General features: G+C 58.2%; 21 protein-coding genes. 9 read left to right on the top strand and 12 right to left on the bottom strand.

The annotated features are described in order from the left end of the window. Window positions 1-77: 77 nt before the first annotated feature. A complete protein-coding gene (locus AC13DJ_RS10200) occupies window positions 78-701 on the bottom strand; it encodes a DUF3306 domain-containing protein (RefSeq protein WP_482934068.1) in 624 nt (207 codons plus the stop codon). Continuing rightward, window positions 701-1,279 (bottom strand): DUF3305 domain-containing protein, encoded by a 579-nt coding sequence (locus AC13DJ_RS10195; protein ID WP_199456036.1) that lies wholly within the window; start codon window positions 1,277-1,279, stop codon window positions 701-703. Before AC13DJ_RS10195 ends, AC13DJ_RS10200 begins: the two co-directional genes overlap by 1 nt. A gap of 142 nt (window positions 1,280-1,421) precedes the next feature. On the opposite strand from AC13DJ_RS10195, the gene AC13DJ_RS10190 reads away from it, so the two are divergent. From AC13DJ_RS10190 to AC13DJ_RS10175, 4 genes are read left to right on the top strand one after another with little or no spacing between them, the layout of a single operon-like run. Further along, window positions 1,422-3,401: a 4Fe-4S binding protein gene (locus AC13DJ_RS10190; protein ID WP_482934067.1), complete on the top strand. Its 1,980-nt coding sequence runs from the start codon at window positions 1,422-1,424 to the stop codon at window positions 3,399-3,401. 19 nt (window positions 3,402-3,420) lie between these two features. After that, window positions 3,421-4,266, top strand: coding sequence for an Mrp/NBP35 family ATP-binding protein (locus tag AC13DJ_RS10185; protein WP_232902918.1), 846 nt, complete (start codon window positions 3,421-3,423; stop codon window positions 4,264-4,266). Continuing rightward, window positions 4,263-4,967, top strand: a complete 705-nt coding sequence (locus AC13DJ_RS10180; RefSeq protein ID WP_289103188.1) for a biotin/lipoate--protein ligase family protein — start codon at window positions 4,263-4,265, stop codon at window positions 4,965-4,967. Before AC13DJ_RS10185 ends, AC13DJ_RS10180 begins: the two co-directional genes overlap by 4 nt. Then, the gene (locus AC13DJ_RS10175; protein ID WP_482934066.1) at window positions 4,964-5,440 is read left to right on the top strand and encodes a DUF6505 family protein; all 477 of its coding nucleotides are present in this window, start codon (window positions 4,964-4,966) and stop codon (window positions 5,438-5,440) included. Before AC13DJ_RS10180 ends, AC13DJ_RS10175 begins: the two co-directional genes overlap by 4 nt. Here AC13DJ_RS10175 and AC13DJ_RS10170 read toward each other — a convergent pair whose 3' ends face one another. From AC13DJ_RS10170 to AC13DJ_RS10140, 7 genes are all read right to left on the bottom strand, one after another. Further along, window positions 5,441-6,718, bottom strand: a complete 1,278-nt coding sequence (locus AC13DJ_RS10170; protein WP_482934065.1) for a molybdopterin-binding protein — start codon at window positions 6,716-6,718, stop codon at window positions 5,441-5,443. Beyond that, window positions 6,715-7,206 carry a molybdopterin-guanine dinucleotide biosynthesis protein B gene (gene mobB / locus AC13DJ_RS10165; protein ID WP_482934064.1) on the bottom strand — a complete coding sequence of 164 codons (492 nt, stop codon included), beginning with the start codon at window positions 7,204-7,206 and terminating at the stop codon, window positions 6,715-6,717. The genes AC13DJ_RS10170 and mobB overlap by 4 nt, the downstream gene beginning before the upstream one ends. Beyond that, window positions 7,203-7,790 (bottom strand): molybdenum cofactor guanylyltransferase MobA, encoded by a 588-nt coding sequence (mobA, locus tag AC13DJ_RS10160; protein WP_482934063.1) that lies wholly within the window; start codon window positions 7,788-7,790, stop codon window positions 7,203-7,205. The genes mobB and mobA overlap by 4 nt, the downstream gene beginning before the upstream one ends. Then, window positions 7,783-8,652, bottom strand: a complete 870-nt coding sequence (locus AC13DJ_RS10155; RefSeq protein WP_482934062.1) for a formate dehydrogenase accessory sulfurtransferase FdhD — start codon at window positions 8,650-8,652, stop codon at window positions 7,783-7,785. The genes mobA and AC13DJ_RS10155 overlap by 8 nt, the downstream gene beginning before the upstream one ends. Window positions 8,653-8,716: 64 nt before the next feature. Continuing rightward, window positions 8,717-9,523, bottom strand: coding sequence for an ABC transporter substrate-binding protein (locus AC13DJ_RS10150; RefSeq protein ID WP_474544100.1), 807 nt, complete (start codon window positions 9,521-9,523; stop codon window positions 8,717-8,719). 42 nt (window positions 9,524-9,565) lie between these two features. Beyond that, a complete protein-coding gene (locus tag AC13DJ_RS10145) occupies window positions 9,566-10,309 on the bottom strand; it encodes an ATP-binding cassette domain-containing protein (RefSeq protein ID WP_288373645.1) in 744 nt (247 codons plus the stop codon). Next, the gene (locus tag AC13DJ_RS10140; protein ID WP_199456047.1) at window positions 10,306-11,004 is read right to left on the bottom strand and encodes an ABC transporter permease; all 699 of its coding nucleotides are present in this window, start codon (window positions 11,002-11,004) and stop codon (window positions 10,306-10,308) included. Before AC13DJ_RS10140 ends, AC13DJ_RS10145 begins: the two co-directional genes overlap by 4 nt. Before the next feature lie 117 nt (window positions 11,005-11,121). Between AC13DJ_RS10140 and AC13DJ_RS10135 the strand changes: the two genes are divergently transcribed. Next, window positions 11,122-12,006 carry a substrate-binding domain-containing protein gene (locus AC13DJ_RS10135; RefSeq protein WP_482934061.1) on the top strand — a complete coding sequence of 295 codons (885 nt, stop codon included), beginning with the start codon at window positions 11,122-11,124 and terminating at the stop codon, window positions 12,004-12,006. Window positions 12,007-12,047: 41 nt separating this feature from the next. Next, a complete protein-coding gene (locus tag AC13DJ_RS10130) occupies window positions 12,048-13,172 on the top strand; it encodes a molybdate transporter family protein (RefSeq protein ID WP_482934060.1) in 1,125 nt (374 codons plus the stop codon). Between the two features lie 60 nt (window positions 13,173-13,232). Here the strand turns inward: AC13DJ_RS10130 and AC13DJ_RS10125 are convergent, their stop codons facing one another. Next, complete coding sequence (locus tag AC13DJ_RS10125) at window positions 13,233-13,400, bottom strand: RSP_7527 family protein (RefSeq protein WP_286815499.1); 168 nt, start codon at window positions 13,398-13,400, stop codon at window positions 13,233-13,235. A 125-nt stretch (window positions 13,401-13,525) separates the two neighbouring features. Here AC13DJ_RS10125 and gcvA point away from each other — a divergent pair, with 125 nt between their 5' ends. The 3 genes from gcvA (at window position 13,526) to AC13DJ_RS10110 (ending at window position 17,964) form a co-directional block, all read left to right on the top strand. Continuing rightward, entirely contained in the window at window positions 13,526-14,422 is an 897-nt protein-coding gene (gene gcvA, locus AC13DJ_RS10120; RefSeq protein WP_482934059.1) for a transcriptional regulator GcvA, read from the top strand. 473 nt (window positions 14,423-14,895) lie between these two features. Beyond that, window positions 14,896-16,296 carry a hypothetical protein gene (locus AC13DJ_RS10115; protein ID WP_482934058.1) on the top strand — a complete coding sequence of 467 codons (1,401 nt, stop codon included), beginning with the start codon at window positions 14,896-14,898 and terminating at the stop codon, window positions 16,294-16,296. Window positions 16,297-16,338: 42 nt separating this feature from the next. Next, entirely contained in the window at window positions 16,339-17,964 is a 1,626-nt protein-coding gene (locus AC13DJ_RS10110; RefSeq protein ID WP_482934057.1) for an AMP-binding protein, read from the top strand. Between the two features lie 108 nt (window positions 17,965-18,072). On the opposite strand, the gene AC13DJ_RS10105 is transcribed toward AC13DJ_RS10110, so the two are convergent. Together AC13DJ_RS10105 and AC13DJ_RS10100 are read right to left on the bottom strand one after the other, a co-directional pair. Then, the gene (locus AC13DJ_RS10105) at window positions 18,073-19,494 is read right to left on the bottom strand and encodes an NAD-dependent succinate-semialdehyde dehydrogenase (RefSeq protein WP_482934056.1); all 1,422 of its coding nucleotides are present in this window, start codon (window positions 19,492-19,494) and stop codon (window positions 18,073-18,075) included. A 24-nt stretch (window positions 19,495-19,518) separates the two neighbouring features. Further along, window positions 19,519-21,267, bottom strand: a complete 1,749-nt coding sequence (locus tag AC13DJ_RS10100; RefSeq protein ID WP_482934055.1) for an acyl-CoA dehydrogenase family protein — start codon at window positions 21,265-21,267, stop codon at window positions 19,519-19,521. Window positions 21,268-21,275 lie beyond the last annotated feature (8 nt).

The raw sequence follows: 21,275 nt of genomic DNA, 5'->3' as shown, positions 1-21,275 counted from the left end.
GGTTTTGTACGACTTTTAGACAGTCATTTGTAAGTTATAGCCCTAACCTGTATCCGGTGCAATGATACTTCCGGCCTTCAGGATTCGAAACGCATTCTCGGCCTGTAGCGTGGTTCCCACTCTTCCTGGGTGTCAGAAGAGGCCGGCTCGGCCGGATAAGGCGCTGCTGAAGCTGTCACAGGGGTGTCGGGCGCCGGTTCATGGTCAGCGCTCACAGGGGGCGCCTGTTTCGGGGCCGGGGGAATCACGTTTGGAGAACTCGCCTGGGGCTCGATCTGAGTGTCGCCCTGTTCTTCACGGCGGGCGTTCTTATCGAACATGCCCTGTCCCACCTTATACAGGGTATTTACGGTTTTGGTGGCGAGGGCGGCATCCGTGTAGTCTTCATCGTAGTCATTCAGGCCGTCCAGCACCGCCAGTACCGGGTTGGTTTTCCACAATGCCCGCAGGGCCTTGCGGCGCAGTAATTCCGGAATCTCTTTACGCATGAAGCCGGTGATGTCCGCACCCAGTTCAAGGGTGTCCGGATCGGGCAGGTGGTACTTCGCCAGCACCTCCTGCTCGGGCAGGGCTTCATTGAGGGCGAGCTCCTGTTCCTCGGGTGAAGGCTCGGGGTCATTGCTTTGGGGAGGAACAGGTTCGGCCGGTTTGCCCGCTTCGGCCTTTTTGCGCGCCCAGCGCTGAAGACGTGACTCAGCCATCAGTGAACCCTCGGCTTCTTGATATTGGAGGGGGCGCGGTAAACGTCGCTTTCCTGGCGAATCCGGGGGTCGCCCTTGCCGTCTTCTACGGTGTCGACAGCAACCTCATTGCGACGGCGTTTCTTGAAGGGCTCCTCGATGTAGTGCATGTCGATAAATTCCTTGATCCAGGCCGCCAGGGACTCGGGAATCGGAACCGGTTCGACAATGCTTTCGCCACTATCCAGGGAATCCAGCGCCTCATGGGCACTGGCGGTAACAGTGCTGACCACCCAGCCAGACGGGGACTGGCCGGTCTGGTCCTTGTCCATGACAATCCAGACGGAAGGCACGGCCATATTCAGGGAGACCAGGTAGCCCTCCACATCCGCGCGGAACAACTCCATGGTGACCGTGCCCGCGTGGTAATCGACCACTTCGCCCTCGCGAACCAGCTCTTTCCAGAACGCCTCCGGAGCGCCGGGTATCACCGCCACGGGCTTCCAGATGTCCTTCGCCCAGCGGGTTATCCCCGGGGTACGGCGTACAACGGCCCCCACCTGTAACTCACGTTTCCAATGCTCTGTACGACTGCTCATGGGAATTCTCGTTTTGTCATAGCCCTAAGCTAGCAGGACACAAACAATTATCCAATTGTCCTTACGTAAAAGCCTGTGGCATGCTCGAAAGTCAGAATTAATCTGTATACGCAGAAAAGCAACGAAAAGAGCCAAATTCCTGATGACGGCACACAAGACCCTACTGTTATGCACCTGTGACAAAACACAGAGCTTTGATCCGAAGGCACTGCAGGCGGCCGCGGCAGCCGAGCAGGTCATCGTGGTGGACCAGCTGTGCGGCACAGACATGAAAACCGCTGCGGAGCACCTGAGTGGCGCAAACGAAGTCCTTATTGCCTGTGGCCAGCAGGCGGCTCTGTTCGAGCGCCTGGGCGAGGATATACAGGCGGAGATTCAGCATTCCGCGCCCCTGAGCACCCTCGATATCCGGGATCGCGCCGGATGGAGTGCGCCGCAGGCTAATCCGAAACGCCTCCATGCCAAGCAGGCAGCGCTGATGGCCGCGGCTCAGTTACCGGCGCCCATGGCACCGGTGAAAACCATCCGTTCCAGCGGCGTATGCTGCGTTGTCGGCCCCACCGAGCAGGCCATACGCATGGCCGAACTGGTGCAGGACGAACTCGGCGTTACCTGTATCGTTAATGATGCGGGGCCGGTACAACTGCCCTCGGCGGCCTATGACGTGGCGAAGGGCAAGCTGACCGGTGCCTATGGCGCACTGGGCAACTTCAAGCTGGAGTTTTCCGGCCTGCAGATGATGAATCCCGCCGGCCGAGGCGAGCCCGGTTACGGCGAGGCGAAAGCCACCGCCCACAGTGAATGTGACATCTTTATCGACCTGCGCGGCATGGGCCCGGCATTCCCCAGCCACGAGAAACGTAACGGCTATTTCTGGGCCGACCCGGCCAAGGCCGGGGAGCTTGAGCGCATTGCCCTGAACGCAAGGGAGTTGGTGGGCGAGTTCGAGAAGACCGTGTACTTCCGGCTGGAAGAATCCCTGTGCGCCCATTCCCGGGCCAATCAGCCGGGTTGTACCCGTTGCCTGGACGTATGCTGCACCGAGGCCATTTTCTCTGCCGGTGACCATATCCAGATCGACTCGGATATCTGTGCCGGTTGCGGCTCCTGCGCGGCGGTCTGCCCGACCTCTGCGATCACCATGAACGAGACCTCCTTCGAAGCCATCACACGAAACCTGGAGGTGATGGCCCGGGTTTATCGCGAGCACACTGGCGAGGCCCCGAGGCTGGTGTTTCACACCCTGGACGCCGGCGCTGAGGCGATTGCCTACCTGGCCCGTTACGACGATGGCCTGGCAGACGATCTGATCCCGCTCGGCCTGGAGCACATCGACCGGGTTGGCCATGCCGAAATCATGGCAGCCTTCGGTGCCGGTTACGCGGAAGTGCTGATCCTGCCGGACAATGAGATCGACCGCCGGGCGGTTGCAGCGGAAGTTGAACTGGCTCAGGCCATGCTGACGGGCACCCGGAACTCTCCCGGCCGGGTCCGGGTTATCGAAGCCATCGAACTCTGCGCCGCCGGCGACAACGCCGGGCGGGTGAGTGAACCGGTGCTGCTGGTGGGCGGGCGCCGTGATATCACCCGGGTAACGGCCAACGCGATGGCAGATAACATCGAAGCGCCGATTCCGCTGCCGGCCGGCGCACCCTATGGCGCCATCGAGATTGATTCCGACAAATGCACGCTCTGCCTGGCCTGTGTGTCGTTGTGTCCGACCGGGGCCCTGGGCGATCACCCTGATCGGCCAGAAGTCCGCTTTACCGAAAACGCCTGCGTCCAGTGTGGCATCTGCCAGAGTACCTGCCCCGAGACGGCCATTACACTGAAACCCCGGCTGGATCTGTCGAAGGATGCGCTGAGCCCCCGGGCGTTGCATGGCGAGGAACCCTTCGAGTGCATCCAGTGTGGAAAGCCGTTTGGTGTTGCCAGCACCATTAACCGGATTGTTGAAAAGCTGGAGAACCAGCACTGGATGTACACCAAGTCTGATAATGTTCAGCTGATCAAAATGTGCGACGACTGCCGGGTCAAGGCCCAGTACCATGGCAACAACGCCCCCATGGCGGGCGGTGAGCGCCCCCGGGTTCGCACCAGTGACGACTATCGGGACAGCTGAACACTAAACGGGAAGTAACATGGTTCAATACACCGAAGTAGGAAAAGACAACCTGATTGGCACCGACGCGCCGCGGCCGCAGGACAAGAACCCGAGAGGCGTTGACCGGATTATTGCCATTGCCTCGGGTAAGGGCGGCGTGGGCAAGTCCACAGTGGCATCGAACCTGGCGGTTGCGCTGGCCTCGAAAGACCTGAAAGTCGGGCTCCTGGATGCCGACGTCTACGGCCCCAGCCAGCCCCGCATGCTGGGTGTTTCAGGCCGCCCGTCCAGCCCCGATGGCCATACCATCCTGCCGCTGCGCAATCATGGGGTCACCCTGATGTCCCTGGGCTTGATGGCTCCGGAAGACGAAGCCATCGTCTGGCGTGGCCCCATGCTGATGGGTGCCCTGCAACAGATGATGAACCAGGTGGAGTGGGGCCGGCTGGACGTTCTGCTGGTGGACCTGCCCCCGGGGACCGGTGACGTGCAGATGACCCTGAGCCAGAAATTCTTTGTGGCCGGCGCCGTGGTGGTCTCCACGCCCCAGGACATCGCCCTGATGGATGCACGCAAGGGCATCGACATGTTCCAGCGCATGGACGTGCCTCTGTTCGGTTTGATCGAGAACATGGCGTCGTTTATCTGTGACGGTTGCGGCAAGGAGCACCACCCGTTCGGGCACGGCGGTGCCCGGGCCGAGGCCGAAAAGCTTGGCGCGCCTTTCCTTGGAGAGATCCCGCTGGACCTGGATATCCGGCTGGGGTCGGACGGCGGTGTGCCGATCGTGGTCTCCAAGCCAGAGAGCCCACAGGCAAAAGCCTTCCAGCGCATTGCCGATGAAATCATCGCCTCTGACGTCTACGCCCGGGCCATCCGATGATGCAGTCACCCCAGTTCCCACCGTTGCTCACGGGCGAAGCGGTGCCCAGACACATGGATCCGTTTGCCAAGGCGGTCAGCCGGGCCGTTGCTGGAGTCGATTCGGGTACGGTGTTCTACTCGGAGGGCCCAGACACGCTGCATGCGGCCCTGGTGCTGGCACCGGAGACGCCTTTGGAAGAAGCCATCCAGGCCGTCTACGTGGCCCAGGTCGGCCTGGCCGAGAGCCTCGGCGCCCTGGCCCCACCGGAAGTGCCGGTACATTTCCAGTGGCCCGATCGTATCAAGGTGAACGGTGCTGTCTGTGGCAGCGTCCGCTTTGCGGCGGACGTATCCGACCCGAAAGCCTTCCCTAACTGGCTGGTGATTGGCATTGATGTGCCCTTTACCCCGGCAGGCGGTGAGCCAGGTGCCAACCCGAATGAAACCTGCCTGCACGAGGAAGGCTGTGTGGATATCACGCCCATGGCGTTGCTGGAAAGCTGGTCCAAACACACCCTGTTATGGCTGACCTACTTCCTGGACAGCGGGTTCGAGCGGGTACACAACGAATGGCGGCCCCGCTGCGACACCCTGGGTAAAACGATCGAGTATCCGAAGCCCGGGCTGTTTGTCGGGCTGGATGAAAAAGGCCGGATGCTGCTGCGGGAGGGTGTGATGACCGAAACAGTGAGCTTGATTGAATTCGCGGAGCATGTATGAAGCTGGCACGAACCCTGAGGCTGGATGTATCCGATGAAAATGTCTTTGAAAACCCGGCCCCCAGTGGTGAGTGGGCCATTTCCGGCGGCTTCGAGTTTTCCAACTGGACCGAAGCAGACCTGAAGGGCAAGGCCCGCCAGGCCTTCAGTAACGGCTGGTACAGCATTGAATCTGGTGGCCGGGCCAGTTTTGTGGGTGTGTGCAACATCACCGAAGCGGAACTGGAGCAGTTACGCCGGACCCTGGCGCAAACCTTTGTCGAGATCTACGGTGCGCCGGATATTGATTCAGCTTACCCCGTGGCCTGTGAAGAAATCGACCAGATGCGCACCATGTGCGAGGACTTCGAAGACAATACCCTGCTGATGGTCAGCCGCCGGCTGACCGATCTGGGAGTTGAGGAAACCTACCGCTCCCGGGCCCCGCAGGATGCCTCGCTGGAGGCCTTTGCGGTGCACGGCAGCGTCGATTGATTACAGACCGAAGCTGCCGTAGGGAATGAACTTTACCGGGGTGCCCGGTTCGATCTGCCGGGCGCTTTCGTCCAGCTCGACCATGCCCTCAGACCAGGCCAGGCCGGTGACCCGACCGGAGCCTTCGGAACCGAATACCTCAACCTTTCCGTCACGAACCCGGGCGCGCAACATCTCGCTGCGCCCCGGTTTCTTGTTCTTGGAAAAGTTGGCCGGGATGACGTAACCCTGGGGCTCAAACCATTCCGCCCCGGCCATCAGTGCCATGGCCGGCACGCCAAAGCGCAATGCACAAACCCAGGCGGCAACCGGGTTGCCCGGCAGGCCCACCACGGGTGTGCCCTTGAACATGGCCAGCGCCAGGGGGCGGCCCGGCTTGATGGCAATGCGCCAGTTGCTGATCTCGCCATGGGCTTTCAGGGTTTTCGACACGTGGTCTTCATCCCCGGCAGAAACGCCACCGCTGGTGAGGATCAGGTCGCACTGTTCCGCGCCGCGCTCCAGCGCCTCTTTCACAGCGTCAGGCCGGTCCAGCACATGGCCCAGGTCGACCAGTTCATAGCCTAGCTGCGTGATCATCGAACTCAGCATCGGGCGGTTGGCATCGTATATCTGCCAGCCAGTGACCGGGGCGCCAACGGGCTTTACTTCATCGCCGGTCGACAGCACGCCAACCCGCAGGCGCTGGTAAACGTCAACGGATTCCACGCCCACGCTGGCGAGTACGGAAATCTGGGTGGGGGTCAGGCGGGTACCGGCGTTGAGAATCCGGTCCTGCACCTGGATATCCTCTCCGGCCAGGCGCCGGTTGGCGCCTGCCTTCAGTGTGCCGTTCAGGTGCAACTGGCCATTGATGACTTCGCAGTCTTCTTCCAACACTACCGTGTCTGTGCCTGCCGGCATGACTGCTCCGGTGAGGATGCGGATGGCATGGCCTGCGGGAACCTGTTCCCTATAGGGTTCGCCGGCGGCGCTGCGGCCGTCTACCAGCGGCAGTGAGCACGGCACTTCGGTCAGGGGGCCGGCAAACGCATAGCCATCAACCGCGGAATTGTTGCTGGGCGGGTGGGCCCGTGGCGCAAAAACGTCTGCGGCCAGTATGCGGCCGTTCAGATGCGACAGTGGAACCTCGCGCTCTATGCCCACCACCGGGTGCAAACGGGATCGCAAACGCTCCAGGGCCTCGTCGACCGGCGTCCAGTTCACGCCGGGAGGCAGGGCAAAGCAGTCGTTACGAAGTGGTTTTACGGTGCTTTCTTGATTGGCGCTGCTGCTCATGACGGTTCACGCTTCAGGATAAAGTCAGCGATTCCGGAGACATCGTTGATGTCGAAAACCGGGCCTTGGAAGTCCGCAGCATAGTCTGCCACGACGGCAACGATGCTGGAGTTCTCGTGATACAGGGCGGCGCGGGTGCTGTCCTTTCGGTGCACCTCGATTTTGGGGTGAGAGTGGGTTTTGAAACCTTCTACCACAACCCAATCGCAGGGGCCCAGCCGGGTTAGCAACTCGTCCAGGGTCGGCTCCCTGGCGCCCCGGAGTTCATGCATGATCGCAAAGCGCTGGCCGCCCGCCAGGATGACCTCTTGTGCGCCGGCCTCCCGGTGCTTGTAGCTGTCGGTGCCGGGTTGGTCCACATCCACCAGGTGATGGGCGTGCTTGATTGAGCTAACGGCCAGTCCCCGACCGGACAACTCTCGAATCACTGCGCTGGCCAGGGTGGTCTTGCCAGAATTCTTCCAGCCTACGAAGCCGATCACGTTCATTTCAGGTGCTGCTCCGCCCAGGCCAGGTCTTCCGGTGTGTTGATGTTGAAAAAGTCGACCTCATCGAACATTACCAGCGACTCAGCATGGGCCAGCGTCCACTGGCGGATTTTGCGTACGCCGTCGTTCAGCGCCGCCCTCAGGTCGTTCCGCAGCGAAACATCCCAGCGGCCAAAGGTTGGCTGGGGTATCCGGCCACGCTCCGGGTCCGGAGTTGCCGCCAGTACCACCGGAGCGTCGATGCCGGACAGGCGTTCGACCAGGTCGAGGGGAAATGACGGCGTGTCTGCCGCCACGCTGAACAGCCAGTCATGGCCCTGTTCAGCGGCCCAGTCCATGCCTGCCAGAATGCCGGCCAGGGGCCCGGCGTAATCCGGTATAGAGTCGGCGACCACGGGCAAGCCCAGATCATCGAAGCGGCCCAGGTCGCCATTGGCATTTAGCACCACAGCGTCTACCTGCGGCGTAATTCGGCCGATAACCCGTTGGATCAGGGACTGATCGCCCAGCATCAACCGGCCTTTATCAACACCGCCCATGCGGTTGGCCTGGCCGCCGGCCAGGATGACGGCGCACTTACTCATGTTCAGCCCCTTTTCGACGCATTTTTTTGTCTTCATCCGGCACCTGTGAAAGGTCCTGGTCGAACACCAGTCGGTGCTGGCCACTGAGGCAGGTGAACTTCTTGCCTCGCATCCGCCCGATCAGGGTCAGCCCGACCTGACGGGCAATGTCCACGCCCCAAGCAGTGAAGCCGGACCGGCTGATCAACGTCGGAATGCCCATCAGGGAAGTCTTGATCACCATCTCGGATGTCAGGCGGCCGGTTGTATAGAGTACCTTGTCAGCTGCCGTAATGCCGTTGATATACATCCAGCCTGCGATCTTGTCGACGGCATTATGGCGTCCCACGTCTTCCATATAGGCCAGGATCTGGCGGCCCTGGCATAGCGCAGTACCGTGAATGGCGCCGGTTTCCATGTACAGGCTGGGGGTGTGGTTAATCTGGTACGAAAGGTCGTAGAAGGTGCTGGTGTGCACCGGGGTATCAGGCAGTGCCAGGCCTTCAAGGCCGGCCATCATGTCACCAAACACAGTGCCCACAGCGCAGCCGGAAGTGCGGGTTTTCTTCTCCAGCTTGTCTTCGACGGCTGTGGTGCCGGCGGTGCGAACCACGGCCACTTCCAGTTCTTCGTCGTAATCAATGCCGGTAACCTGGTCGGTTGCTTTCAGCATGCCCTGATTGAGTAAAAAGCCAAGAGCGAGGTATTCCGGGTGATCGCCGATGGTCATGGCCGTAACGATCTCCTGGCTGTTCAGGTAGATGGTCAGGGGGCGTTCTTCGATAACACTGATCGACTTCGGTTGACCGGTTTCGTCAACGCCCTCGACTGAACGGGACAGCCGGGGGTCTTGAGGATCTGGAAGGATGGAATCAATCGTCATTTTGCTCTGGCCGTCTTATGGAGGCTGCAGAACGCAGCCTCTACATAGATTGCCAGAGATTAGCCTATTTGGCGTTCGGGAAAAACAGCTGCTCTCCATTCACCTTGAAGTCGGCAATGGCCTGCTGGCCGTCTTCTGAAATCAACCAGTTGTGCCACTTGGTGGCCAGGTCGTGCTTGAGGTGAGGGTGCTTTTCTTCGGACAGCAACAGGCTGCCATACTGGTTGAACAGCACATCGTCGCCTTCAAAGACCAGGGTCAGGTTCTGGCGGTTGCCGAAGGCCACCCAGGTGGCCCGGTCTGACATGACATAGGCATCCATGGCGGCAGCGGTGTTCAGCGTGGGGCCCATGCCACTGCCAAGCTCGCGATACCATTCGCCATCCGGCTCAACGCCGGCGTTCTCCCAAAGGCGCAGCTCGGCACGATTGGTGCCGCTGTCATCCCCGCGCGAAGTGAATGGCGCCTGGGCTTCGGCTATTGCGGCAAAGGCTTCAGCGGCGGTTTTTGCGGCCCGGACATTGGCGGGATCGTCTTTCGGGCCGATCAGCACGAAGTCGTTATACATGACATCGGCGCGTTCAGTGGCGTTGCCTTCCTGGATAAACCGCTCTTCGCCGGCGGTGTCGTGCACCAGCAGGCTGTCGGCATCGCCCCGGCGGGCCAGCTCAAAGGCTTGGCCGGTACCTACTGCCACTACCCGCACCTCAATGCCTGTGGCGTCTTCAAACTTCGGCAAGATTGAATCGAATAGCCCCGAGTTCTCGGTGGAGGTTGTTGACGCCAGGGTAATGTAGTCATCTGCCTGGGCACTGAGTGCCAGGCCCATGGCGGTTACACCTGCGAGTACCAGGTTCAGGGTTTTTTTCATCTTGTATTCTCCTTCTTGGGATTGGGGCATTCCTTGGGGCAGTTACTCAACCAGTTCTCCGGCAACAAACGCTTGCGCCTCCCGGGAAACCGGCCTGTTGAAAAAGGCTTCGGCAGGGGTATGCTCACGAACTTTTCCGCCAGAGAGAAACAGGACATCTCCGGCAAGTCGCCGGGCCTGGTGGATATCGTGGGTGGTCATCACAATTCGCGTGCCCCGCTGGTGGAAATCCCGCACGGCGGTTTCGACCGCTTTGATTGCCGCCGGGTCGAGCGCCGATGTGGGCTCATCCAGGAACAGCACCTGGGGCGAAAGTACCCACGCCCGGGCCAGCGTCAGGCGCTGTTGCTGGCCACCGGAGAGCACCCGTGCCGGTGTCTTCGCGCAGGCGGCCAGGCCAAAGCGTTCCAGGGCGTTAAGCGCGAGTTTCGTGCGCTCCCTGCGGGGCACATTATTTACAGCCAGTGCGTGAATAAGGTTTGCCACTGCGGAGCGACGCAACAAAACCGGTTGCTGGAACACCATGGCCTGGCGCGGGGGTGTGCCACCGGACCACGACACTTTCCCCTCGCTGGGCGTGAGCAGCCCGTGGGCCAGCCGCAGCAGCAAGCTTTTGCCGGCTCCATTGGGCCCCATCACCAGGGTAGGGCCGATGCCATCCAGCGTGAAGGAGCAAGGGCCAAGCAGCACCTTGTCTTCATGGCCGAAAGTTACACCCTCAAACTTCAGGGCCGGCGGAGGAGTGAGGGCCGAGGAAGTAATGTGTGATGCGTTCAGTGACGTCATCCCGTCCGCCTCCGGGTGAGCTCGCCCACCATGTAGGCGCCCGCGTTAATCAGCATCACCAGGGTCAGCAGCACAATGCCCAGCCCCAGCGCCAGAGGCAGGTTGCCCTTGCCGGTTTCCAGCACGATGGCGGTGGTCATCACCCGGGTTACCCCGTCGATGTTGCCGCCCACCATCATCACCGCGCCCACTTCGGCACTGGCGCGGCCGAAACCGGCCAGCAGCACGGTTAACAGGGCAAAGCGGGCATCCCATAACAGGGTGGGCATCATGCGGGCCCGAGACATACCCAGAGACACGAACTGCTCCCGGTATTCGCCCAGCATTTCCTCTACCTTCTGGCGCGAAAGTGCGGCGAGGATCGGCAACACCAGCACCACCTGGGCAATAACCATGGCACCGGGGGTGAACAGAAACCCGAACTCACCCAGTGGGCCGGCACGGGAGAGCAGCAAGTACACCATGAGCCCGGCCACGACCGGAGGCAGCCCCATCAGGCCATTGAGCAGGACGATGACGCCGCCACGCCCGGGGAATCGCCAAAGTGCCACCGCGGCGCCAAGCGGAAATCCGAGTACGGCGGCGATCAGTACCGCCATAAGCGACACCTGCAGGGACAGCATCACGATCTGAAACAGCGCGGCGTCGAAGTTGATCAGTAGCGAAAGCGCCACATAGAACGCATTATTTTCCAAAGCTGCGTCTCCTTATTGTTTGAGCATCGTGGCGTTTATAACTACGCTTTGCACAGGCTTCTGAAGAATATGCAGCTATACGCAGTCTGGTGCTTTGCCAGATGCCAGGAGAAAGCGATGCCCCTTCCCACTTACCTCACCACGGCCGAGGCTGCAGAGTACCTGCGCCTGAAGGAGCGTAAAATCTACGACCTGGTCAGTCAGGGCGTGATTCCCTGTGTGCGGGTGACCGGAAAGCTGCTGTTTCCGCGCCAGCGTATTGACCTGTGGTTGATGAACCACCTGGAAGGGGACGACGCTGTCAGCGCGCCCACGCCGCCGGTTCTGGCCGGTAGCCAGGATCCGCTACTGGAGTGGGCCGTGAAGGAAAGCGGCGCGGAACTGGCGTTGTTGTGCCAGGGCAGTGGCGATGGGGTGCAGCGGCTGATTAACGGGCGGGCGCTGCTTGCCGGTATGCATATCTGGCATGCCGAAAGCCAGCGGTACAACGACCCGGCTACACTGGGGCTGGGCGGGATGCGTGACCTGGTGCTGATCCGGTGGGCGAAACGACAACAGGGGCTGCTCCTGGCTGCCGATAATCCCCATAAACTTGCACGGTTGGAAGATATCGCCCGCCCTGGTATTCGGGTTGCCCACCGCCAGCCCGATGCCGGTGTCAGCCATTTGTTGCAGAGCCTGCTTGCCCGCCATCGAATCGATGCAGAGCAACTCGGCTGGGCTTCGCACCCGTCACTCAGTGAGGATGATCTTGCGTTAGCTATCCGGCAGGGTGAGGCGGATATCGGCATTGGCATTGAAGCGGCGGCACGCCGGCAGGGGCTGGCGTTTATTCCGCTGCAACAGGAACATTTCGACCTGGCCATGCGCCGTCGCCACTATTTTGAGCCGGCCATGCAGCAGCTGCTGGCCTTTGCCGGCAGTGAGCGTTTTGCCCAACGGGCCGATGCACTGGGTGGCTATGATATCCGTGAATTGGGGCGAGTGGTTTATAACGCCTGACGAGTTGCCAGGTTAGAGAGACGGGTGGAACAGGAGCCAGCATGCTTACAACCCGAAAAGATTGGGTAAGAGAGGTCAGCGGCGCGCTAGGCGATATCGGCACGCTGCTGCCCCTGAACCTTGGCGCGATTGCGGTTGCCGGGCTTGCGCCGGTGCCGGTGCTGCTGGGGTTTGCGGTGTTTTACATTGCGACCGGGTTATATTATCGCCTGCCGATCCCGGTACAGCCGATGAAAGCGGTTGCCGCATTACTGCTGACCACCCAGGTAAGCCACGAAAGCCTGGTGGCCAGTGGTATTCTGATCGGTGCCATCATGTTGCTGTTAGGGGGGAGCGGATGGATCAACCGAGTGGCTCGGCTGGTTCCGGGATCGATACTGAGCGGCCTTCAGCTGGGGCTGGGGCTCTTGCTGGCTGGCATGAGCCTGGGTTTGATGGCGACGTCCTGGCTGGCGGGTCTGGCCACGTTGCTGGTGCTGGTCTTTATTCTGTGGCGGTTACCTGCCTGGCCGGCAACGCTGATCGGGTTGGCGGTGTCTTTGGCCGTTGGCGCAGTAACAGGGTCGCCGGGGCTTTCGCTGGCGATGCCGGATTCAGTTGCATTCCACTGGCCCGAACTGCCGGGCCTGAGTGACTGGCAGCAAGGGTTTTCGGTATTGGCGCTGCCACAGTTAGCCCTGACATTAACAAACGCAATCCTGCTAACCGCCTTATTGGCGGGAGACTATTTCGGAGAACAGGCTCATCGCGTCTCGCCGGCGCGCCTGTCGTTAAGCACCGGCCTGGCCAACCTCTGCCTGGTGCCCTTCGGTGCCTTGCCTATGTGCCACGGAGCCGGGGGGCTGGCGGCGCACTATCGCTTCGGTGCCAGAACCGGTGTGGCACCCGTCTTGCTGGGAGCAGGGCTGTTGCTGGTGGCTTTGATGCCGGGAGGGCTTTCGGTGATTGCGGCCATTCCCGCGGCAGGTCTGGGAGCCCTGCTGTTGGTTGCTGCTGTAGAGCTGGCGTCGTCGAAACGTCTGTGGACAGCCAGGCCGTCATGCTGGCCCGTGATAGGCGTAACCGCGCTGGTCACAGTATGGGCTGACCCGGTGTTCGGGCTTCTTGCGGGGATGATCGCGGAAGTGCTTCGGGCGGCCTGGGTGCGCCGGCAAAAGATTGCCTAGCGTACTGGCCGCCCGCTGCACAGGACACACCGGGAGGCTACTCGGATGTGCCCAGGATAATTAGTGGCTGGTAGATACCCGAGCCGCCATGCCATGAAAGCGCTCTTTAATGTTTTTTACCAGTTGGCTGAACTGCTCTTTGATGTACTGGTTGCGGTATTCGGTCGCCAGGGCGATATAGTGGTCGACTTCTGCCTGGGTAACGATGTTGCTGTCTTGCTGATTCATAATGGTGCCTCCTGAGGGTAACTGGCAATTTGTATGGTGCTTATGCTACGAGCTTCCAGGCCGATCAAAAAGCGATAAATTCTAAGCGCAATGCTGAGAAAAATTCATGATAAGGGTTTGCCCCTATGCGTCGACTTCCACCTTTAAATGCCTTGAAGATGTTCGAGGCTTCAGCAAGAAGCCTAAGTTTTTCAGGGGCTTCGGAGGAATTGTTCGTCACTCCGTCAGCGGTCAGTCACCAGGTTAAGACGCTTGAGAATTTTTTAGGTGTAGAGCTGTTCCATCGGAGCAACCGAAAAGTGACTCTGACCCCTCAGGGGGAGCAGTACCTGGCGTCTGTAAAGCACGCATTCGATGAGATCGAAATGGCAACGCAACGGCTCTCGGCGACCCAGGGTGCCAGCGTGGTGCAGATCAGCGTAGCGCCCAATTTCCTCATCCGGTGGTTGATGCCGCGGATGTCCCGGTTTCGCGCGTTATTTCCGGATGTCGAATTGCAGATCAATGCGTCTATGGGGTTACTGGATTTCAATCGGACCAGCACAGACATGGCGGTTTACTACGGGAATGGCGAGTGGGACGACATTGAAGTGGAGTTTCTGCGTAAAGTAATGCTGGTGCCCGTGTGCGGCCCTGGCCTCTTGCAGACCGGGCCACCGCTTGAGAAGCCCGCAGACTTGGCCAATCACACGTTAATCTACGTGAGCAAGCGAACCTGGGAGTGGGATAACTGGCTGAAGAAGGCCGGGGTTGAATTTATTACCCCCAAAGGCTCCATGCAGTTATCCAGCAGCCAGTTGACTACTGCAGCGGCCCAGGAGAATCTCGGCGTGGCCCTGGCAGACCAGACCCTGATCTCCCGGGAAATCGAATCCGGCAAACTGGTGGTGCCTTTTGATATCCCGCTCGATACCAAGAAAGCCTTTTACCTGGTTTACCGGAAACACCGGCCGCTCACCAAAGGCATGGAGGCATTCAGGAACTGGTTGATGGATGAGTTGCAGGACAAAGGCACGGATTAGTGGCTGTAGCCAAGCTATGTGGCTTTTCGGGTTGCCTGGAGTGTCAGGCGCATTCGCCAAACCTCTTGCCCGTTGCCTTCTGAAAGTGGCGGGTGAACGTACGCCGGCTCATGTTGGTGCGGGTGCATATTCCGGCCCATCGTGACCGCTCAGAGTACAAAACCGACTCCAGCGTGATGGCCGTGTACAAATCGGTCACGATCCCCGGAATGACCGGTCACGTTTGCCGGAATACGCAATGGATGCCAATCGATCCAATTCACCCTTCCTTATTGAAGCTGGTTTGGGTCTAACTAACTGGAAATTCTACAAAATTTAAGTGCCTGTTAATCTAGTTTTGAATGGTTGGTAAAAAATACCCCTAAAACCAAGTAAAAACCATTGCTTGTACGGGTGTTAGTGCCTAGTATTTGGTCAGGGTGGGAATCTCCTTGGCTGTATTCCCAAACTTCCTTGGATGGAGAACAAAAACAATGTCCTTACATAAAAGACCAACCGGCGGTGAACAGCCGTCTATGTTGGGCGCGTTGAAGTTTCGCGTACCCTTCGTGCACTACAAAATTGAGATACCCGACATACTTCAGGGCGCCATATTGTGTGTTGTCCCGTTGAGTATCACGGCACTGATGACTTCGGTCCTGGGGATTCCATTCGAGATCGCAGTGGCTTTTGTTCTGCTCAACAACATGCTTTATCTGGTTCATACACATTTCGGTGATCCAACAGTTGCCGGCTGGATAACGGCGGGTATTCCGCTCTATATCGCATTCCTGACGGGCTACCCAGAGGGAGAAGCCAGAATATTGGCATTAATTGCATTGCAGATAACGGTTGCGGTGATCTTCCTCGGGCTCGGAGTATTCAAAGGCGCTGATGCTCTGGTCAGAAAAATGCCGGCCTCATTGAAGTCAGGAATCCTGATTGGCGCTGGTATCTCTGCCATCATGGGCGAATTCGGTGCTGATGGTCGGGTGTGGACCATGCCGATTACCATTCTGACGGGTGCTGTGCTCGGGTTCTTTATGCTGTTCTCTGAAACGGCTGGCCCACTGCGTGCCCGCTACGGTTTTTTCAGATTTGTCGCCCAGTATGGGATAGCAGTGCCATTTCTGGTTGCCTATGTATTTGGCATCATCATCGGTGAGGTAGATGCTCCGGTCATTGAGTGGGGATTCACTACGATCCCAATGGGCACCATCCTTCAGGACTACAGTGTGTTCGGGTTGGGCATGCCGCCACTTCAATACTTCATTGATGCTATCCCTCTGGCCCTGGCTGCTTACATCATTGCTTTTGGCGATATCCTGGTGATGGACTCTCTGTTCAAAAACGCGGATGCCGTACGCAAAGATGAGAAACTGGTATTCAGCCCCCGCCGCAATAGCATCATTGTCGGTATTCGTAATTTTGTACACGCCATTTTTGCGCCTTTCATCAGCTTGTCGGGGCCGGCCTGGACTGGTGGTCAAGCCCTGGTGATTAACCGTTATATGAACAACCCTCGCAAGGTAATGGATAGCTATTGGGGTGGTGCAACAAGCCTTTACTGGGGTATGACCATTGCCATTGTGTTGGTTCCGGTTGTGACTCTGTTCAAACCGGGCCTGAACATCGGCATGGCTTTGACACTGCTGATTCAGGGTTACCTGTGTGGATACCTGGCGATCGAAATGCTTGACCGTCAAACCAATCTAGAACGTGGGGTTGCTGTCATCGTGGGTGCTGTGCTCGCGGTACAAGGGGCTGCCTGGGGGTTGGGAGTTGGCCTGGTGCTTTGGTTCTTCCTGGAGAAAAACTGGTTTGCCGATGCGTATGAGGCTACCCACCACCATGATGATGAAATCTCAGAAGATGCAGTAACTGACCGAACCTGATGGTGGGTTTGTTCGCCCGTGAGAAAATAAGAGGTATCTGAAATGGAAAACATGTTTGAGCTTGGGCTCGACAAAGCAGAGGCAAATTACACGCCTCTGACGCCGATCACCTTTATTCAGCGAACGGCACTTGCGCATCCATCAAGGACGGCGGTTATTCATGGTGATCTCCGTCGGTCTTGGGCAGAGACTTACCAGCGCTGTCTGAAGATGGCATCGGCACTGCGTAAGCTGGGGATTCGCAAAGGGGACACGGTGGCAGCCCTGCTGCCGAATATTCCAGAAATGTTGGAACTGCATTACGCCGTGCCAATGATTGGTGCGGTTCTGAATGCCCAGAACACCCGTCTTGACTCAAAAACGATGACTTTCATGTTGAATCATGGTCGGGCCAAAGTGTTCTTTACCGATAAGGAATACAGCGATCGTTCACGGGAAGCCCTGGCAGGCTGTGATGCCAAGCCAATTGTGGTGGATGTGGATGATCCTAACTTTGGGGGCGGTGAACTGATTGGCAAAATGACTTATGAGGATTTGCTTGCCAGTGGCGACGATGACTTTGAGTGGGAAATGCCTGATGACGAATGGCAGGCGATTGCCCTGAATTACACGTCTGGCACTACGGGGAACCCCAAGGGTGTTGTTTACCATCATCGCGGTGCCCATCTCAATGCGTTGAGCAACGTCATCGGATTCGGACTGCCTTCAGGGGCAGTCTATCTTTGGACATTGCCGATGTTTCATTGCAATGGTTGGTGTTATCCGTGGGCCGTAACGGCCGCAGCAGGCACCCATGTGTGCCTGCGAGCCCCCCAACCTGAACCCGTGTTTGATGCTATTGCCCGACACGGAGTCACGCATTTCTGCGCAGCGCCGGTCGTGCTAAACATGTTGATCAACGCGCCCGATGATGTGAAGAAACCATTTAGTCAGACAGTAACTGCAGCTACCGGCGGCGCAGCGCCACCTGCTGCAACCATTGAAGCGATGGAGGCGATGGGTATCAATGTTGTGCACCTCTATGGCCTGACTGAAACCTATGGCCCAAGCCTGATCTGTGAATTCCAGGACGAATGGCACACTCTTGATAGCAAAAAGAAAGCTGCAAAGATGGCTCGTCAGGGCATTCTCTCGTTGTCTATGGCAGATATGATGGTAGCCGACCCCCATACTCTACAACCGGTCGCCAAGGACGGGGTTTCCATTGGCGAGCTGTTTGTTCGAGGTAATTCGGTGATGAAGGGGTACCTGAATAACCCGGAAGAGACCGCCAAAGCCCTTAAAGGTGGCTGGTTCCATACCGGAGATCTTGGAGTATGGCATGCCGACGGCTACGTTGAGATCAAGGATCGCTCAAAGGACATCATAATATCGGGCGGTGAGAACATTTCGACTCTGGAAGTCGAGAGCACGCTTTACGATCACCCTGCGGTTCTGGAAGCGGCCGTTGTCGCTGCACCTGATGATCATTGGGGGGAAATTCCCTGTGCCTTTATTACTCTGAAGTCGGGGAATGATGGCCTGACGGCAGATGACATCGTGGCACATTGCCGAGCGAATCTGGCTGGGTTCAAGGTACCAAAGAAGGTGATCTTTTCGGATGAGTTGCCAAAAACCTCAACCGGTAAGCTTCAGAAACATGTACTGAGGAGTCAGCTGTCAGCGTAGTGGTGGGCTGGTTTTGACGCTGTAGCTATGTTCCCCCGAACGAAAGCCGGGGGCTTTTTTTAGTCAAAAAAAGCCCGGGGTTAACCGGGCTATAGCAGAGTGACCTGTCTAGATCGCAAATCCACCGAGCTTGGTTTCCAGGTATTCCTTAATGCCTTCCTGAGCCCCTTCACGTCCAAGGCCACTATTTTTCATGCCACCAAAGGGTGCCGCAGCGCTGGTTGGGTTAATGTCATTGATGCCGATAATGCCGAAGTCCAACGCCTCAAAAGCACGCATCGCTGTAGCCAAATTGTTGCTGTAGATGTAGGCAGCGAGGCCATAGTCTGTATCGTTGGCCATAGCAATGACGTCATCTTCTGAACGGTAGGTAATGACGGGGGCAACCGGTCCGAACGTTTCTTCCCGATAAATTTTCATGGCGGGTGTAATGCCAGACAGCACAGTAGGGGCGTAGAAGTAGCCGTCTGACAGGCCCCTTTCCATTAGTCGCTCGCCACCTGTTTCGATCTTTGCACCTCGTGAAACGGCATCCTTAACCTGGCTATCCACTTTCTGTATGGCCAGTTCATTGATTAGTGGCCCAACTCCCGTGCCCTCAGACATGCCATTACCTGCAACCAAACGGCTGGCGCGGTTGGTCAGTTCCCGGATAAACGGTTCCAGATGGTCTTCGTGTACAAAAATTCGGTTCGGGCTTATACAGGCTTGCCCGGTATTGAGAAACTTAACGAGCGACAAGCCTTTGGCGGCATGCACAGGGTCTGCATCGGGGAAAACGATTGCAGGGGCGTGCCCGCCCAACTCCATGGACACCCGCTTCATGTTTGCTGCTGCGAGGGCATTCAGCTCCTTACCAACCGGAGTGGATCCAGTAAAGGTCAGTTTGCGGATACGCGGATCGGTACAGAAGGCTTCGCCAACTCTGGCAGGATTCTGCACAGTAAGTAGGTTAATCACACCTGGAGGAAAGCCGGCTTCGGCAAAGATTTCCATCATCGCTTTGGCGCACAATGGTGTGCTTTCAGCCGGCTTCAGGATGACCGTACAACCTGCAGCGAGGGCCGGAGCCAGCTTGCGGGTTATCATTGAAATCGGATAGTTCCAGGGTGTGATTGCGCCAACCACGCCGACGGGAGCTTTCTGCACAAGGAATCGCTGGTTCTCGCGGGCCGAGGGAATAGCCTGGCCATACATACGCTTGGCTTCTTCGGCAAACCAGAGCAGGAAGTCGGCGCCGTACTGGACTTCGTTGAGGGACGCTTTCAGTGGTTTTCCCTGTTCGCGGGTCATTAGTTCAGCCAGCTGACGCTTCTGACGTAACATCAACTCCCAGGCACGATAGAGGAGCTGAGATCGCTGATAGGCGGTTGTTTTCCTCCAATCCCTGAAAGCAAAATCGGCGGCCGAAAGGGCCGCCTCGATATCCTGATCTGTGCAGTCCGGCACCTGGCCGATTATTTCACCGGTCGCAGGGTTCGTGACCGGGAATTCAGGCCGTCCGGTCAGCCATTCTCCATTGATGTACATGAAGTCTTCTCCTCCTGAACGTAGTTAGAATTCATCCTCAGGGAGCGCCATTATGGCTTCGTCTCCGGCTCGTAGTGAGATTAGATAGCCAGAGCTTCGAGGTAGAATGTGGTCAATAAAGAAATTGGTGGTCGCCAGCCTGGATTTGGCAAAGTCTTCCTGTGATTGCGATCTCTCTCCGGCTACATTGGCCGCTTTCACCATCAACCATGCTGCAGTCACCGTAGAGCTCAGCATCAGGTAATTAAATGCCGCTGCGCCGGCAAATTGTTCATCTTCGCTGTGTTCGAGAACCGTTCTGGTCGCATCTTCAAGGAAGGCGACAGCCTGGCCAAACCGCGCCTGGCGTTCAGCGCTCAGCGTGGTGTGCGTTTGTTGTAGCCCCGTATACGGGCGCATATCATCGATCAACTCAGCCATGGCCTTGCCTTGATCCCGAACGGTCTTCCGGCCGATAAGGTCTATTGCCTGAATGCCATTGGTACCCTCATAAATCGGGAGGATTCTGGCATCGCGATAGTGCTGTGCAACACCTGTTTCTTCTATGAACCCCATACCTCCGTGGCACTGTATGGCCAGCGATGTTACTTCCTGGGCAATTTCCGTGCACCAGCCCTTGACCAGCGGAGTCAGAAGATCAGCACGTCGCTTGAAGCGGTCACGGATATCGTCGGGCAGGTCCCGCGCGTTTGCATAGTCAACAGCTACACAGCCGGTGTAAGCGAGGGCGCGGGCAGCCTCCGTCAGCGTTTTCATCGTCATCATCATCCGGCGTACATCCGGGTGACGAATGATCGGCGACGCTCCCCGCTCCCCGGGTGCGGTGCCCTGGGTTCGCTCGAAGGTGTACGCCCGTGCTTGCTGGTAAGCACGTTCCGAAATGGATACGCCTTGGAGTCCCACCGTAAGGCGGGCATTGTTCATCATAGTGAACATGCAAGCGAGGCCCCGGTTTTCTTCGCCAACCAGATAGCCAATGGCGCCTTCGTTGTCTCCGTAACTCATCACGCAGGTCGGGCTGGCATGAATGCCAAGCTTGTGCTCCAGCGACACCGCTTTGCAATCGTTGCGTTGTCCAGGTTCGCCATTGGCGTCTGGAAGATATTTGGGGACGGCAAACAGCGAAATGCCTTTAACGCCCGGAGGAGCATCGGGCAGTCGTGCGAGCACCAGATGGACGATGTTCTCCGCCATGTCGTGCTCACCCCAGGTGATGAATATCTTCTGGCCTTTAATCCGGTAAGCATCGCCGTCCGGGCGAGCTTGTGTTCGTATGCCCGAAAGGTCGGAACCGGACTGTGGTTCGGTCAGGTTCATGGTGCCGGTCCACTGGCCTGATATCATTTTGGGTAACAATTTCCGCCGGAGCGTTTCGCTGGCATTCTCAGAAAGCGCCTCGACGGCGCCCTGAGACAGCAAAGGACAGAGCCCCCAGGCCATGTTGGCGGCGTGCCACATTTCCTGAACAGGTATGGCCAGCGAAAATGGAAGGCCCTGACCACCTAATTCAGGGTCGAACTGAAGGCTGGCCCAACCGCTTTCAGCGTATTGCTGATACGCTTCCCGAAAGCCCGCGGGGGTCGCCACACGGTGTTCGCCATCCAGTCGAACACCGGTTCTGTCTCCGCTTTCATTGGTGGGCGCAATCACTGAGCCGGCAAAACGGGCAGCCTCTTCAAGAATGGCTGCGACCACATCGTCGCTGGCATCTTCGTAACCACAGGCTTTGGCCATTTCTGAAAAACCGGCTACCTGTTGCAGGGTGAAGGCCATTTCACGGG

This window comes from Marinobacter sp. L-46, assembly GCF_056859535.1.
The sequence above is the reverse complement of the archived record's forward strand: the minus strand, read 5'-3'. Positions and strand labels throughout refer to the sequence as shown.

Coding starts and splice junctions, on each gene's coding strand:
- AC13DJ_RS10195 (WP_199456036.1), bottom strand. CDS start 1,279: ATGAGCAGTCGTACAGAGCATTGGAAACGTGAGTTACAGGTGGGGGCC.
- AC13DJ_RS10100 (WP_482934055.1), bottom strand. CDS start 21,267: ATGGCCTTCACCCTGCAACAGGTAGCCGGTTTTTCAGAAATGGCCAAA.
- AC13DJ_RS10135 (WP_482934061.1), top strand. CDS start 11,122: ATGCCCCTTCCCACTTACCTCACCACGGCCGAGGCTGCAGAGTACCTG.
- AC13DJ_RS10125 (WP_286815499.1), bottom strand. CDS start 13,400: ATGAATCAGCAAGACAGCAACATCGTTACCCAGGCAGAAGTCGACCAC.
- AC13DJ_RS10180 (WP_289103188.1), top strand. CDS start 4,263: ATGATGCAGTCACCCCAGTTCCCACCGTTGCTCACGGGCGAAGCGGTG.
- gcvA (WP_482934059.1), top strand. CDS start 13,526: ATGCGTCGACTTCCACCTTTAAATGCCTTGAAGATGTTCGAGGCTTCA.
- AC13DJ_RS10110 (WP_482934057.1), top strand. CDS start 16,339: ATGGAAAACATGTTTGAGCTTGGGCTCGACAAAGCAGAGGCAAATTAC.
- AC13DJ_RS10190 (WP_482934067.1), top strand. CDS start 1,422: ATGACGGCACACAAGACCCTACTGTTATGCACCTGTGACAAAACACAG.
- AC13DJ_RS10200 (WP_482934068.1), bottom strand. CDS start 701: ATGGCTGAGTCACGTCTTCAGCGCTGGGCGCGCAAAAAGGCCGAAGCG.
- AC13DJ_RS10185 (WP_232902918.1), top strand. CDS start 3,421: ATGGTTCAATACACCGAAGTAGGAAAAGACAACCTGATTGGCACCGAC.
- AC13DJ_RS10155 (WP_482934062.1), bottom strand. CDS start 8,652: ATGACGATTGATTCCATCCTTCCAGATCCTCAAGACCCCCGGCTGTCC.
- AC13DJ_RS10115 (WP_482934058.1), top strand. CDS start 14,896: ATGTCCTTACATAAAAGACCAACCGGCGGTGAACAGCCGTCTATGTTG.
- AC13DJ_RS10175 (WP_482934066.1), top strand. CDS start 4,964: ATGAAGCTGGCACGAACCCTGAGGCTGGATGTATCCGATGAAAATGTC.
- AC13DJ_RS10130 (WP_482934060.1), top strand. CDS start 12,048: ATGCTTACAACCCGAAAAGATTGGGTAAGAGAGGTCAGCGGCGCGCTA.
- mobA (WP_482934063.1), bottom strand. CDS start 7,790: ATGAGTAAGTGCGCCGTCATCCTGGCCGGCGGCCAGGCCAACCGCATG.
- AC13DJ_RS10145 (WP_288373645.1), bottom strand. CDS start 10,309: ATGACGTCACTGAACGCATCACACATTACTTCCTCGGCCCTCACTCCT.
- mobB (WP_482934064.1), bottom strand. CDS start 7,206: ATGAACGTGATCGGCTTCGTAGGCTGGAAGAATTCTGGCAAGACCACC.
- AC13DJ_RS10150 (WP_474544100.1), bottom strand. CDS start 9,523: ATGAAAAAAACCCTGAACCTGGTACTCGCAGGTGTAACCGCCATGGGC.
- AC13DJ_RS10105 (WP_482934056.1), bottom strand. CDS start 19,494: ATGTACATCAATGGAGAATGGCTGACCGGACGGCCTGAATTCCCGGTC.
- AC13DJ_RS10170 (WP_482934065.1), bottom strand. CDS start 6,718: ATGAGCAGCAGCGCCAATCAAGAAAGCACCGTAAAACCACTTCGTAAC.